Source organism: Flavobacterium filum DSM 17961, from assembly GCF_000425465.1.
In the GTDB taxonomy this organism is placed as follows: Bacteria; Bacteroidota; Bacteroidia; order Flavobacteriales; family Flavobacteriaceae; genus Flavobacterium; species Flavobacterium filum.
The window spans coordinates 125,564-140,086 of record NZ_AUDM01000006.1 but is presented as its reverse complement, the minus strand read 5'-3'; the positions used below and the strand labels follow the sequence as shown (position 1 = coordinate 140,086).

16 protein-coding genes are annotated in these 14,523 nt (G+C 34.0%); 6 read left to right on the top strand and 10 right to left on the bottom strand.

Features of this window, described 5'->3' with window-relative positions; genetic code table 11:
• From H601_RS0104260 to H601_RS0104250, 3 genes are read right to left on the bottom strand one after another with little or no spacing between them, the layout of a single operon-like run.
• Entirely contained in the window at positions 1–348 is a 348-nt protein-coding gene (locus tag H601_RS0104260; protein ID WP_026710352.1) for a hypothetical protein, read from the bottom strand.
• The gene (locus tag H601_RS0104255; RefSeq protein WP_026710351.1) at positions 345–680 is read right to left on the bottom strand and encodes a hypothetical protein; all 336 of its coding nucleotides are present in this window, start codon (positions 678–680) and stop codon (positions 345–347) included. The genes H601_RS0104260 and H601_RS0104255 overlap by 4 nt, the downstream gene beginning before the upstream one ends.
• 54 nt (positions 681–734) lie before the next feature.
• Entirely contained in the window at positions 735–1,238 is a 504-nt protein-coding gene (locus tag H601_RS0104250) for a GbsR/MarR family transcriptional regulator (protein WP_026710350.1), read from the bottom strand.
• Positions 1,239–1,488: 250 nt separating this feature from the next.
• On the opposite strand from H601_RS0104250, the gene H601_RS0104245 reads away from it, so the two are divergent.
• Complete coding sequence (locus H601_RS0104245; RefSeq protein WP_026710349.1) at positions 1,489–2,256, top strand: hypothetical protein; 768 nt, start codon at positions 1,489–1,491, stop codon at positions 2,254–2,256.
• Between the two features lie 135 nt (positions 2,257–2,391).
• Here the strand turns inward: H601_RS0104245 and H601_RS0104240 are convergent, their stop codons facing one another.
• The 7 genes from H601_RS0104240 to H601_RS0104210 form a co-directional block, all read right to left on the bottom strand.
• Positions 2,392–3,216: a KilA-N domain-containing protein gene (locus H601_RS0104240; RefSeq protein ID WP_026710348.1), complete on the bottom strand. Its 825-nt coding sequence runs from the start codon at positions 3,214–3,216 to the stop codon at positions 2,392–2,394.
• 92 nt (positions 3,217–3,308) lie between these two features.
• On the bottom strand, positions 3,309–5,333 hold the full coding sequence (locus H601_RS0104235) for a M3 family metallopeptidase (RefSeq protein ID WP_026710347.1): 2,025 nt from the start codon (positions 5,331–5,333) through the stop codon (positions 3,309–3,311).
• A gap of 95 nt (positions 5,334–5,428) precedes the next feature.
• Positions 5,429–5,914 (bottom strand): 5-(carboxyamino)imidazole ribonucleotide mutase, encoded by a 486-nt coding sequence (purE, locus tag H601_RS0104230; RefSeq protein ID WP_026710346.1) that lies wholly within the window; start codon positions 5,912–5,914, stop codon positions 5,429–5,431.
• Positions 5,915–5,980: 66 nt separating this feature from the next.
• Positions 5,981–7,138 carry a 5-(carboxyamino)imidazole ribonucleotide synthase gene (locus tag H601_RS0104225; protein ID WP_026710345.1) on the bottom strand — a complete coding sequence of 386 codons (1,158 nt, stop codon included), beginning with the start codon at positions 7,136–7,138 and terminating at the stop codon, positions 5,981–5,983.
• A 53-nt stretch (positions 7,139–7,191) separates the two neighbouring features.
• Positions 7,192–7,614, bottom strand: coding sequence for a type II toxin-antitoxin system VapC family toxin (locus H601_RS0104220; RefSeq protein WP_026710344.1), 423 nt, complete (start codon positions 7,612–7,614; stop codon positions 7,192–7,194).
• Entirely contained in the window at positions 7,604–7,849 is a 246-nt protein-coding gene (locus H601_RS0104215; RefSeq protein ID WP_026710343.1) for a DUF6364 family protein, read from the bottom strand. The genes H601_RS0104220 and H601_RS0104215 overlap by 11 nt, the downstream gene beginning before the upstream one ends.
• A 31-nt stretch (positions 7,850–7,880) precedes the next feature.
• A complete protein-coding gene (locus tag H601_RS0104210) occupies positions 7,881–8,438 on the bottom strand; it encodes a hypothetical protein (RefSeq protein WP_026710342.1) in 558 nt (185 codons plus the stop codon).
• A gap of 93 nt (positions 8,439–8,531) precedes the next feature.
• Between H601_RS0104210 and hpt the strand changes: the two genes are divergently transcribed.
• The 5 genes from hpt (at position 8,532) to H601_RS0104185 (ending at position 14,503) form a co-directional block, all read left to right on the top strand.
• Complete coding sequence (hpt, locus tag H601_RS16785; protein ID WP_026710341.1) at positions 8,532–9,062, top strand: hypoxanthine phosphoribosyltransferase; 531 nt, start codon at positions 8,532–8,534, stop codon at positions 9,060–9,062.
• 54 nt (positions 9,063–9,116) lie between these two features.
• Positions 9,117–9,692 (top strand): adenylate kinase, encoded by a 576-nt coding sequence (locus tag H601_RS16780; RefSeq protein ID WP_026710340.1) that lies wholly within the window; start codon positions 9,117–9,119, stop codon positions 9,690–9,692.
• 169 nt (positions 9,693–9,861) lie between these two features.
• On the top strand, positions 9,862–11,085 hold the full coding sequence (locus H601_RS0104195) for a hemolysin family protein (RefSeq protein ID WP_026710339.1): 1,224 nt from the start codon (positions 9,862–9,864) through the stop codon (positions 11,083–11,085).
• 96 nt (positions 11,086–11,181) lie between these two features.
• Positions 11,182–12,183: a GTPase ObgE gene (gene obgE, locus H601_RS0104190; protein WP_026710338.1), complete on the top strand. Its 1,002-nt coding sequence runs from the start codon at positions 11,182–11,184 to the stop codon at positions 12,181–12,183.
• A 172-nt stretch (positions 12,184–12,355) separates the two neighbouring features.
• Positions 12,356–14,503: a S46 family peptidase gene (locus H601_RS0104185; protein WP_026710337.1), complete on the top strand. Its 2,148-nt coding sequence runs from the start codon at positions 12,356–12,358 to the stop codon at positions 14,501–14,503.
• Positions 14,504–14,523 lie beyond the last annotated feature (20 nt).

The window sequence follows — 14,523 nt, the reverse complement described above, 5'->3', positions numbered from 1 at the left end:
TTAATTGATTAATTTTTTAAGGTAGTTGGTAATCATAAAAATGTTGAGGTAATGCAGAATTCCAATAATAAAAAGGATGATTGATGTTTTATAAGCGATAATTCCGATGAGTTGATTTATGCTTTCAATTTTCTCCCAACTCAAAATCGTAATCGCACAGTAGCCAAGGTTCAATAAATAATAACCTAACAGTAAATTTTTATTCACTTTTTTGCACAACTCTTCATGATTAGGAACCAATTGTGAAACAAACACATTTCCGTTTTTGTACAAAATTTGACCTACCACAAAAATGATAATAGCGGTGATGGTTAGATAAATGGAGTAGGAGAGGATGTTGAGGTTCATAGTTTTTTCCTTTTATAGATTAAAATGGATAGATAAATTGCTAATAGCAAAGGAATTGGGAATAAACAGAATGTCAAATAATCAGAATAGTAAATAGTAACATTGTAATACCAAAGTCCAAAGAATAGTATAACAATAGTTATATAACTAATGAAGTACCAATTTTTCGGATTTTTTATCAAAAGAACCAACCCTAAAATCACCTGAATAAATCCGGTTGCCATTGTTGAGACAAAAGCATACATCAACATTCCTTCATCAAAAATTCCCAAAAAAGCTAAAACTATTGGTATTCCAATCGCTACCGTATTCAAAATTTTTAAATATTTCATCTTATCTATTATTTTAAACTTTCAGAAAAAAATGAAAGTTATTATTAAAAAAATTTACCTCATTATTTTCACCACCAATTTCGCCAACCAATTGTCTTTGTATTCAGTCATTTTATCCAAAACATTATCGGCTTTCAACACAAAATCATACAATTTAGACGTTTGATCTACAAAGTGTTTTTCGGCTGCTGTTCCGTCTGATTCAATGGCTGAAACTTCTTTCAACACTTTCAAAGCTGGCTTAATTTCACGTTTGCTGCGTTCTCTCGAAATTTTTACGGCCAATTCATCCAAATCTTTTTCGGCAGTAAAAAACTCCTTGCGTTCGCCGGCTTTGTATTCTTTATACACAATTCCCCAATCCATCAACGCCCGTAAATTCATCGAAGCATTTCCGCGAGAAATCTGCAATTCCTCCATAATATCTTCCATCGAAATCGGTTCGTGCGAAACCATCAACAACGCATGAATCTGAGCCATGGTCTTGTTAATTCCCCATTGCGAACCTAAAGCTCCCCAGGTTTGAACAAATTTATTTTTTGCTTCTTTAAAATCCATGAAACAAAGATATGTAAAAGTTTTTAAACTTTCAAAAAAAAATGAAAGTTTGTTCAAAATTTTTAACTTGGGCGTTCCCCTCCGCAAGCTACTGGTCAGGCTTTTCGTTGCAAGTCCTCGTTCGTCGTGCCTCCTCTCTGTGGGCTTTCCACTTCAATCCTTAACGCGGGGAGGAAATAGTAATATTTGAGATGAATAAAATCACAAAGTATTATATTTATACCAAACATGATTAAATAATAAATTACGTATGAAAAAAGGAACTTGTAAATTGTGTTTAACTGAAAATGTTGAATTATTAACCAAATCACATATAATACCTCAATTTTTATTTAAAGATATGAAGGATATTAATAACTCTTTTGTTCTTATTGATACAAACAAATTTGTAAAAGGAAGAAGACAACACGTTAAATTTCAAAGAGATGCTTTTCATCAATCAGATATACTATGTGAAAAATGTGATAATGTATTATTAAAAAAATATGAAGATTATTTAAAACTAACATTTCACGATACAAAAAAATCAGTATCAAGACCATGTTTTGTAGGGAAAATTAAAGACATTAATGGATTGAGTGTTTTACTAATTGAAAACATTGACTATAAGTTATATAAATTAGGTTTTCTATCGATTTTATGGAGAGCTTCTATTTCTGATTTGCCGTTTTTTAATAATGTCGAATTAGGTCCTCATGAGGAATTAATTAGTCAAATGTTATTTAAAGGAAATCCATTAGACGAAAGTGATTATCCTTTTATTACTTCAATTTTAAATACAAAAAATGATTTACATCAAATTATATTACCAGTTACAAAATTTAAAATGGAAAAAATGACACATTATAGATTCGTAATAAATGGTATAGATTTAATTTTTATGATAGGGAGTAAGAATATAGAATTTAATCAAAAGTTATTAGATTTTGTTCCAAATTGTAAATCAAAATTGAAAGTTATTATGCATAAAGATAATTATGGGAAAGATATGTTTTTTTCATTTTTGAAAAGAATTTGAATTATTTCAAAAAATACTAGAATTTAAAAATATAAGATTTTTTTCATCTATTTAGGAATGCCCTTTTCGGGGGTTAGGAGCCCAACCCCGCTCTTCAACAACGCCTCCACTTTCGGTTTCCTGACCTCTAAATTTTTATTTCTTCAAACTTTTCATCTGCCTATTCAACAACGCTTTCATTTGTGTAATCGCAATCGCATTCAATTGCACCAATCGTTCCGATTGTGTTTGCCCTTTGTGAATAAAAACCGAGTTTAAACTTTCTAAGTTGGATAAAACAACCAATTGCTCAATTGTTGCTTGGTCTCTGATGTTGCCTTCTGCTTCAAGATTTTCATCCCGCCATTGTTTTGCTGTTTTACCAAAAAGTGCCACATTCAATAAATCGGCTTCGTTGGCATAAATAAAATTTATTTTGCTTTTGTCTAACTCCAACGGAATCAAATTGGCCTTGATAGCATCCGTATGAATATGATAATTCACTTTAGCTAAAGTTCGTTGAAAATTCCATTCCAATTTTAATCGGTCGTTTTCATCGTCTTTTAAACGTTGAAATTCTTTGATTACATAAAGCTTAAATTCAATCGAAATCCAAGAAGCGAATTCAAAAGCAATATCTTTATGAGCAAAAGTTCCGCCATATCTTCCGGATTTGGAAACAATTCCGATTGCGTTCGTTCCTTCAATCCAACGTTTAGGCGTCATTACAAAGCTGTTAAGTCCAGCTTGTTTTCTAAACCCCTCGAATTCGAGGGGTTTAAAATTTGTATTGTAAATTGTCTCCCAAAATCCTAAAAGTTCAATTGTATTTCTGTTTCTCATCCAATTTTGAATGATTGAGTCTGTGTGTTCTGAATCTTTGTGTCGAGCAATATCAGTTAAAGAAATATAGTCATTTTCGTTTTCTTGATACAAAACAATTTCAACACCTTGCACATTTATTTTTTTACTTTTTGGCATATACTTTACTTTTAAAATTATTTCAAAAATAGAAATTTTTTAAGGATTTTCACAAAGTGGTAAAAGTTCTTCGTTAATGTAGATTATTGAGGCTAAACGAGCCCCGCTCTCTTCAACAACGCCTCCACTTTCGGTTCCTGACCTCTAAACTTTTTATACAATTCCATCGGCAACTCCGTTCCGCCTTTTGATAGAACGTTGTCTTTGAATTTCGTAGCTACTTCATGATTAAAAATGCCTTTTTCCTGAAAATAAGCAAACGCATCGGCATCCAAAACCTCCGCCCATTTATAACTGTAATAACCCGACGAATAACCACCCTGAAAAATATGCGAAAACGACGTGCTCATGCAATTTTCTTCCACATCCGGATACAAAGAAGTGCCTTCAAATGCGGCTTTTTCAAATGATTTTACATCGTCAATCGTTTGCGATTTTCCATGATAAGCCATGTCTAAAAGTCCAAAACTCAATTGGCGTAAAGTTGCCATTCCTTCCAAGAAACTTGCACTTTCCTTTATTTTTTCCACATAGTGTTGCGGAATCACTTCGCCGGTTAAATAATGTTTGGCAAACAACGCCAAAGCTTCCGGTTCGTAGCACCAGTTTTCCATCACTTGACTTGGTAATTCTACAAAATCCCAATACACCGATGTTCCTGACAAACTCGGATAGGTTGTGTTCGCTAGCATTCCATGCAACGCGTGACCAAATTCGTGAAACAAAGTTGTCACTTCATTAAAGGTGAGGAGTGAAGGTTTGGTTTCCGTCGGTGGCGTAAAATTGCATACAATCGAAACATGCGGTCGTTCATTCACACCATTTTTAATGTATTGTGGTTTAAAAGAAGTCATCCAAGCACCGTTACGTTTTCCTTTTCTTGGGAAAAAATCAGCGTAGAAAATGGCTACCAATTCATCTTGAAAATCCAACACTTCAAAAGTTTGCACATCTTCGTGGTATGTATCAATATCGAAAACTTCTTTAAACCTAATTCCAAATAATTTCTCGGCAATCGTAAAAGCTCCGTTCAACACATTTTCTAATTTGAAAAAGGGTTTCAACAATTCATCATCCAAACTAAATAATTTCTGTTTTAATTTTTCCGAATAAAAAGCACCATCCCATTTTTCTAACTGATCAATTCCATCTAATTCTTTCGCAAAAGCGGTCAATTCAGCAAATTCTTTTTGTGCAGCGGGTTTGGCTTTTTCTAATAAATCATTTAAAAAGGCTTTCACTTTTTCCGGATTTTGAGCCATTCGTTCTTCCAAAACAAAATGCGAATGTGATTCATAACCCAACAAATTCGCTCGTTTATGACGCAATTCTACAATGCGTTTTACATTTTCTTTGTTGTCAAATTCATTATTTTGAAACGCTTTTTTCCCGGCCGCAATCGCGATTTCCTTTCGCAATTCACGGTTGTCAACATAGGTTACGAACGGCAAATAACTCGGAAAATCCAACGTAAAAACCCAACCTTCCAATCCTTTCGATTTAGCTAAACTCGCGGCCATTTCTTTGGCACCATCGGGTAAACCTTTTAAATCAGCTTCGTTGGTAATGTGTAATTGATAATTGTTGGTTTCGGCCAACACGTTTTCGCCATACGTTAATTTTAACTTGGCTAATTCGGTGTCAATTTCACGTAATTTTAATTTATCTTCATCCGAAAGTAAAGCTCCATTTCTTGAAAAACCTTTGAATTTTTTATCCAATAAAGTGGCTTGTTCAGTAGATAAAGTCAATTTGTCTTTTTGATCATACACCGCTTTCACACGTTTAAATAAATCTTCATTCAACGCAATATCATTGCTAAATTCCGTCAACATCGGCGAAACTTCCTGAGCGATTTTTTGCATTTCATCACAGGTTTCGGCTGAATTCAAATTAAAGAAAATAGAAGATAATCGGTCTAACGTTTCACCGGAAAAATCGAGTGCTTCAATTGTATTTTCAAAAGTGGGAGCTTCAGGATTGTTTACGATTTCGTCAATTTCAGCTTTTGCCTGAGCAATCGTAGCTTCAAAAGCCGGCTTATAATCGGCTAATTGTATTTGCGAAAAAGGTGCTGTGTTGTGCTTGGTTTCGAAATTTTGGGTAAGTGTTTTCATTTCTTTTTTAACATTAAGGAGTTAAGAAAATTTAAGGGTTTTTCATTAAGGCTTACTACTCTTAATGGAAAACCCTTAATTTCTTAATGTTGTATTTATTTTTTCAATTCAGAAGCCGCTTTATTCACAGCCTCTTTCAAACTTTCTTTATAAAAAACAATTTTATCTAACACGCATTTATCATGACTTCCAATAATTTGTGCGGCTAAAATTCCTGCATTTTTGGCTCCATTCAAAGCGACAGTCGCTACCGGAACACCACCAGGCATTTGCAAAATCGACAAAACTGAATCCCAACCATCAATTGAATTACTTGATTTCACAGGAACGCCAATCACAGGCAACGGCGACATCGATGCAACCATTCCCGGTAAATGTGCTGCACCACCGGCTCCGGCAATAATCACCGAAATACCACGTGTGTGAGCATTTTTACTAAAATCAAACAATTTTTCCGGTGTTCGGTGAGCCGAAACAATATCCACTTCGGTTTCGATGTCAAATTCTTTTAAGATGTCGATGGCTTCCTGCATGACCGGCATGTCGGAGATACTTCCCATGATGATAGCTACTTTGCTCATTTGTTTTTTTGTTTCAGGTTTAAGGTTTCAAGTAGTTTCTGTTTCAATATTGCCAACTGCTTCTGTTTACTGTGACTGATTACTGATCACTCGAATGCTATTCTTCACTTTTTCCGCCACTTTTCTCGCTTCTGTCATATTTTCATTCACAATCGTCACATGTCCCATTTTGCGAAAAGGTCGGGTTTCTCTTTTACCATAAACATGAGGTGTTACACCATCAATTGCCATGATTTTTTCAATGTTTTCATAAACCACAGGACCGGAAAAACCCTCTTCACCCACCAAATTTACCATAATTCCGGCAACTTTACTAGCGGTATTTCCCAAAGGTAAATCTAAAATGGCACGTAAATGATTTTCAAATTGTGAAGTATAACTGGCTTCAATACTGTAATGTCCTGAATTATGGGGCCGTGGAGCGACTTCATTCACTAAAATGTCATCATTTTCGGTTTGAAACATTTCCACTGCTAATAACCCTACATGATTGAAAACTTCTGAAACTTTTAGTGCAATTTCTTGGGCTTTTTGGGCTACTTTTTCGTCAATTCGAGCCGGACAAATTACGTATTCCACTTGATTGGCTTCGGGATGAAATTCCATTTCCACTACCGGATAGGTTTTGACTTCACCTGAAACGGAGCGAACGACAATAACTGCCAATTCATTTTTAAACGGAATCATTTCTTCGATAAGGCAAGGTGTTTCAGGTAAATCTTCAATATCGTTTTTCGATTTTAAGATCTTTACACCATAGCCATCATAACCAAATCGATCTTGTTTCCATACACAAGGAAATGTCAATTTTTCTTTTTGAGCTTCTAAATCTCCTTTCGATATGAAAAGCAATGCGTTTGCAGTCGGAATTTCATTTTCGAGGTATAATTTTTTCTGTGTGATTTTGCTCTGAATATTACGTAATGTCTTCGGCGAAGGAAATACTTTTTTGCCTTCTATTTCCAATTGATCCAAGGCATCTAAATTGACATTTTCAATTTCAATGGTGAGAACATCTACTTTTTTTCCAAATTGATAAACAGTGTCAAAATCGAGCAAATTTCCAACTTCAAAATAATGAGCTCCAAACTGACAAGGAGCATCTTTGCTTGGATCTAACGCATAGGTTTGAATGTCAAATTTTCTGGTTTCAGCCAAAAGCATCTTGCCCAATTGACCGCCACCTATAATGCCTAATTTAAAATCGGATGAAAAATAATTCATGGTGTTGTGTTGTTGTTTCGTAGGGACAAGTCACGACTTGTCCGTACTTGTTTTTATTCAATCGTTGTCAAAAAATCATCCGGTGTTAAAACGGTTATTTCTGCAAATTTATAATCTTTTAAATCTCTAGTTACTATACAATCCATATTATTTATCGATTGTGCCGACACAATTTGAATGGCATCTTCAAAATCTTTATGATTTGATTTTAGGCTTTTTTTCAAAATGGATTCTGTAACTCCAATAATTGATATTGTATCTAATAAGTCTTCAATTATTAACCGTAGTTCTTTTTCATCAACTATCTTTTTTACTAAATAATGTAAAGTTGCTATAGAATGTGAAGTAGAATACATTTTGATATTAGACTTTTGACAATAATCGAAAATTGAAATTGCGTTTTTTGAGAAAGGAAGCCTATTCGTTACAATATCTACCAAAATATTGGTGTCTAAAAATATGTTTTTATAACCCATATTTTTCTTTGTGATATTCTGCTTTAATTTTTTCTTCATCAAAATCTTCCGGAAGTGTAATTCTTCCGATTAATTTTTTAACTTTTGGATGAATGTCTTCCTCTTTCGGTTTCGACACCAAATTCTTAAAATAATTCTCTACCATTTCAGATAAGCTTCTGCCGGTGCCTTTGGCGTAGATTTTAGCTTTCTCAATGATTTCTTTGTCGAGTGATAAAGTGAGCTTGGTATTCATATACGTACAATTTTTACAAATGTACGTAAAATTATTTTTTAATCTTGTTAATTTTCTTCAAAATATTCTTCGCCGCCGCTTTATAACCGGCAGAATGATTCGAATAATCCTGACTCAAAATGGGCTTCAATTCCTCGTGAATCCAGTCGTATTTTTTTCCAAAAATAAACAACGCTTTCATAGCATAAGCCTTAGAAGCCACTTTTTCATCTTGAATTAATCGGTCAATCAAAGCTTCAATCAAAATATGTTCTTGTTCTTGCGATAATTTTATGCCATTTTTACGATGGTTACTTTTCGCTAAAAACATCGCTATGCGAGTGGCAGGTCGTAATGAGGAATCATTTTTAATTTTAGGTAAAACTTCACAAAACGCATCTAAGTAAGGAATCAATAATTTCAACTTTTTTTCACCAACCAAATCCAAACTCCAAAAAGCTTTCACGTGCAATTCATGGTGAATATCAAAAGCTATTTCAATGAGTTCCTGTAAATTTTCATTACTCTTCATGGCTAAATTACTAATTGCAACTCTGCTTTTTACATGAGCCGTTCCTGTTTCAATTTTTTCATAGAGTTTCGAATTCATTTGGTAAATATATCAATTTTGCAAAAAAGTAAGGATTCTTACTTCTTAATACTCAATACTTCCTTAAATTTGCAACTTATTAAAAAACACAACATGATACATCTTCACGATAAATCGTTTGAACCTTTCATTTCATCAGAAGAAATTGATTTTGCGATCTCTAATTTAGCCAAGCAAATGGATGATGACTTTTTTGATGAAGTGCCTGTTTTTATTGGCGTTTTGAATGGTGCTTTTATGGTATTGTCTGATTTGATGAAAAAATACCGTGGCATGTGCGAAGTAAATTTTGTAAAAATGTCTTCTTATGAAGGAACCCAAAGTACTAATCAAGTGAAACAATTGATTGGTTTGAATGAAAGTTTGGAAGGAAAAACGGTTGTTATTGTAGAAGATATTATTGATACCGGAAATACAATCGAAGAACTAAAAGCAATTTTTAAAGAGAAAAAAGTAAAACATCTCAAAATTGCCACCTTGTTTCTAAAGCCTGATGCTTATAAAAAAGACATCAAAATTGATTATGTAGGCATTCGAATTCCAAATAAATTCATCGTAGGCTATGGACTTGATTACGATGGTTTAGGAAGAAATTTACCTGACGTTTATCAACTTGCAGAATAAAATCTAACAATCCAAAAATCTAACAATCCAACAATCTAATAATCTACATTAAAAATGATTAACATCGTTCTTTTCGGAAAACCGGGTGCGGGAAAAGGCACACAAGCAGAATTTTTAAAAGCAAAGTACAATTTAACGCATTTATCAACGGGTGATATTTTTCGTTTTAATATTAAAAATGATACGGATTTAGGTAAATTAGCCAAAACATTCATGGACAAAGGCGATTTAGTGCCGGATGAAGTAACCATTCAAATGCTGCAAAGCGAAGTGGACAAAAATCCTGATTCTGCCGGATTTTTATTTGACGGATTTCCAAGAACAATTGCTCAAGCAAAAGCTTTGGATACTTTTTTAGCATCCAAAAATCAAGAAATTACTGCCACTGTTGCTTTAGAAGCGGATGACGAGATATTAGTTCAACGTTTATTAGAAAGAGGAAAAACTTCCGGAAGACCAGACGATCAAGACGAAGAAAAAATTAGAAATAGATACCAAGAATACAACGAAAAAACGGCTCCGTTAATGGAATATTACAAGCAACAAGGTAAATTTCATGCGGTAAACGGAATAGGAACCATTGCTGAGGTAACAGAACGATTGAATTTGGTTTTCGATAATTTGAAATAAATCTTATTTATCTAAAAAAGGGCAAATTAGTGCTGTTTTTTTTAGATATTTGCAAAATTAAAAAGGAGCTTCATCCGGTTTGTCGGAAATGTTGCTCTTTTTTTGCTAAAAAATATACATGGAAATTGTAATTATTTTATTTTTAATAGTATTGAATGGCGTTTTTTCGATGTCGGAAATCGCATTAATTTCAGCACGGAAAAATCGTTTGGAAACAGCAGCTAAGAAAGGAAATCCCGCAGCTAAAGTTGCTTTAGATTTAGCCAATTCTCCTAATAAGTTTCTTTCCACTGTTCAAATTGGAATTACCTTAATTGGGATTTTAACCGGTATTTATTCCGGAGATAAAATTACTACCGATGTTCAAAATTTTGTTGCTGGTTTTGAAATGTTAAAACCCTATGCTAATTCGGTTGCTGTGGGTATTGTAGTGGTGATTTTGACTTTTTTTTCACTTGTTTTGGGCGAATTGGTACCCAAGCGAATAGGTTTAAATTATCCTGAGACAATTGCCAAAGCTGTTGCCGTACCTATGAAAATCATTTCAAAAATTACGGCTCCGTTTATTTGGCTTTTGACTATTTCTACAGAATTTATTTTAGATGTTTTCCGAATCAAACCAACCGCCGACGGAAAAGTAACAGAAGAGGAAATCAAAGCCATCATCAAAGAAGGAACTGAAGTAGGAGAAGTCCAAGAAATTGAGCAGGATATTGTTGAGCGAGTTTTTCACATAGGAGATAGAAAAGTAAATTCGCTTATGACGCACCGAAAATCAGTTGATTATTTATCGTTGGATGATTCACCTGATGAATTGAAAAATAAAGTTTTGAATGACTTACATTCCTTTTATCCGGTTTGTCAAGAAAATTTAGATGAAATAATTGGAATTGTTTCTTTGAAAGAGTTGTTTATAAATTTTGATAAAGGCCTTTTTGATTTAAAAACCATGCTAAAAGACCCGGTATATTTTATCGAGCATACCTCGGCCTACAAAGCATTGGAAGTGTTTAAAAAATCAAAAGTTCATTATGCCTTGGTGGTTGATGAACACGGCGTTTTTCAAGGAATTATTACTTTAAATGATATCTTGGAAGCTTTGGTTGGGAATGCATCTGATTTTTATGATGAGGAAATTCAATTAGTAGCCAGAGAGGATGGTTCATGGTTGGTAGATGGTCATTATTCGTTACATGATTTCTTGACTTATTTTGATATGGATGAGCACATCAATGATTATGAAGTGACTACGGTTAGCGGTTTTATCATCACCGAATTAGGCGATATTCCAAAAACCGGACAAAAATTGATTTGGAATAAATTGGAGTTTGAAGTAATAGATATGGATGGTGTTAAAATTGATAAAATTCTAATCAAAAATTTAAAAGAATAAAAAAACAATTATCAGTTGGCAGTAATTAGTAAGTAGTTGATTTAACTTATTTTCAGCCAACCGACAACCGACAACCGACAACAGAAAACAGAAAAAATGACAGAGGGAAATTTCGTAGACTACGTAAAAATATATGTTTCATCAGGAAAAGGTGGAAAGGGTTCTTCGCATCTTCACCGCGAAAAATTCATTGAAAAAGGGGGGCCAGATGGAGGCGATGGAGGTCGTGGTGGTCACGTTTATTTAAAAGGAAATAAAAATTTGTGGACACTTTTTCATTTGAAATTTGTCAAACATATTCGTGCCGGACATGGTGGTGATGGTGGTAGTTCAAGAAGTACGGGTCACGATGGCGAAGATAAATTTGTTGAAGTGCCGCTAGGAACAGTAGTTCGCGATCAAGAAACCGGAGAAATTCTTTTTGAAATTACCGAGCACGATGAAGTAAAAATCGTAGCCGAAGGTGGAAAAGGTGGATTAGGGAACTGGCATTTTCGTTCGGCAACCAACCAAACGCCACGCTATGCTCAACCCGGTATGCCGGTGAAAGAAGTGGATATTATTTTAGAATTAAAAGTGCTGGCCGATGTTGGTTTAGTTGGTTTTCCAAATGCGGGAAAATCAACGTTGCTTTCAGTAATGACATCTGCAAAACCCAAAATTGCCGATTATCCATTTACAACCCTAAAACCTAATTTAGGAATTGTAGCTTACAGAGATTTTCAATCGTTTGTAATGGCCGATATTCCCGGAATTATTGAAGGTGCTGCTGAAGGTAAAGGATTGGGTCATTACTTTCTACGCCATATCGAACGAAATTCAATTTTACTGTTTTTAGTTCCTGCCGATGCTGCAGACATCAAAAAAGAATACGAAATTTTGTTAGACGAACTTCGTCGTTATAATCCTGAAATGTTGGATAAAGACCGAATTTTGGTGGTTTCCAAATGCGATATGTTAGATGAAGAACTCAAAGCAGAACTTGAAAAACAAATGAAAAAAGAGTTCAAAGGAACCAAATATCATTTTATCTCTTCTGTGGCTCAACAAGGCTTGCAAGAATTAAAAGATATGTTGTGGAAAATGTTGAATGAGTAAAAAACTCAAAAATTATATATTTCTTACAAAAGCATCCTAAGCGGGGTGCTTTTTTTATGGAATTCTAAAAAATAAGTTAAAAAACAGAAAAAAATAATTGAATTTTGAAACAAAAAAGAACTACTGAATACAAATTAAAGTATATTCGCAAATATTAAAAATGAATCAAAAAATGAAAAAAATTATTTTAAGTTTTGTGGCATTAATTGCTTTTGCTCCGGCAACAGTTTTTGCTAACGAAGGAATGTGGTTTTTAATGCATATTCAACGTCTAAACCAACGTGATATGCAAAAAATGGGATTGCAATTAACTGCAGAAGAAATTTACAGTGTTAACAATTCCAGTTTAAAAGATGCAATCGTTCAATTCAATGGAGGTTGTACAGCAGAAATGATTTCCAAAGATGGTTTGGTTTTAACCAATCACCACTGTGGTTATGATGCGATTGCCGAATTGTCTTCACCGGAAAGCAACTATTTACGTGATGGATTTTGGGCTCAAAATCGTAAAGCAGAATTAAAACCAAAGAGTTTATATGTACGTTTTTTCGTTCGTATGGACGATGTTTCGAAAAGAATTTTAAGTTTGGTAAACGATAAAATGACAGAAGCGGAACGTGAAGCTGCTATCAACAAAGAAATTGCTAAAATTCAAAAAGAAAACGATGGTGGTGGAAAATATACGGTTTCTGTACGTTCGTTTTTTCAAGGGAATGAATACTACTATTTTGTGTATGAAGATTATAAAGATGTTCGCTTGGTAGGAACTCCAACTGAAAGCATTGGTAAATTTGGTGGAGATACAGACAACTGGGAATGGCCTCGTCATACTGGAGACTTTTCGTTATTCAGAGTGTATGCTGATGCCAACGGAAATCCGGCTGAATATTCTGAAAACAATGTGCCCTTGAAACCTAAACACCATTTACCAATCAGTTTAAAAGGTGTTCAAGAAAATGATTTTGCGATGATTTTGGGTTATCCAGGACGTACAAACCGTTGGATGCCAGCAGAAGGAATTGAGCAAAACGTAAAATATGCTTATCCTGCTTGGGTAGAAGGTTCAAAAATGTCGATGGACAAAATGAAAGTGCACATGGACAAAGATGATGCAGTTCGTTTAAATTATGCGTCAAAATATGCTCAAATTGCCAATTATTGGAAAAATAGACAAGGTATGATAGATGCTCTTTCTAAATTCAAAACGGCTGATGCCAAAAGAAAAGTTGAAAAGAAATTTGATTCATGGGCAAACAGTAGTAAAAATAAAGCACAATATGGTACTGTCATTAAAGACATTAACGCCTATTATGCTTTGACAAATGAAAAAGCGAAACACGACAATTATTTAATGACAATGTTACGTGGTTCAGCTTTTGGTTCAATGCCGGGAAGGTTGGGTAACCAATTAGTTACATACGCAAAAGCAGAAGCAGCTCAAAGAGCACAAATGAAACCTCGTTTGGTAGAAATGATTGAAGGTACATTTGAAACTATTTATTTACCAGTTGAAAAAGATGTATTAGCTGGACAACTTGGTTTATATGCTGAAAAAGCGAAAGCTCACGGTCTTGCACCAAGCGTTCAAGCAATGGTAAATGACAAAGTAGATTTTGCTAAATATGCTTCAAGTGCAATTGATTTAAGTTTGTTTACTTCTAAAGACAGATTGTTAGCCTTTTTAGAATTACCAAGTGAAGAATTGGTAAAAAATGATCCTATATATAAATTGTCTGCCGATTTATTAGACCATTACAACAAAAAGTCAGATGAGTTGAAAGCTGCTGAGGAAAAATATCAAGCAGGTTTTAGAAAATTAGTCGCTGGTTTACAAGAATCTAAATTAAGTCCTATTTTATATCCGGATGCTAACTCTACATTGCGTTTAACGTATGGAAAAGTTCGTGCTTTACCGGCTGACAAAAGAAATGACGCCAAAATCAATAATTATACAACCTTAGAAGGAATGGTGAAAAAACACAAACCAGGTGATCCTGAATTTGATTTATCACAGCCTTTAATTGATTTGTATAACAAAAAAGATTTTGGTCAATATGCAGACAAAGCAGGTTACATGCCGGTGAATTTCCTTTCGGATAATGACATTACAGGTGGTAATTCAGGTTCTCCGGTACTAAACGGAAAAGGTGAATTAATCGGATTAGCGTTTGACGGAAACATTGAAGCAATGGCCGGAGATGTTATTTTTGACAAAGATTTGCAAAGAACGATTAATGTTGATATTCGCTTTGTATTATTCATTATTGAAAAATATGCAGGTGCGAAACATTTAATTGACGAATTAACTATCGTAAAATAAGTTGTTATTAATTCTATAAA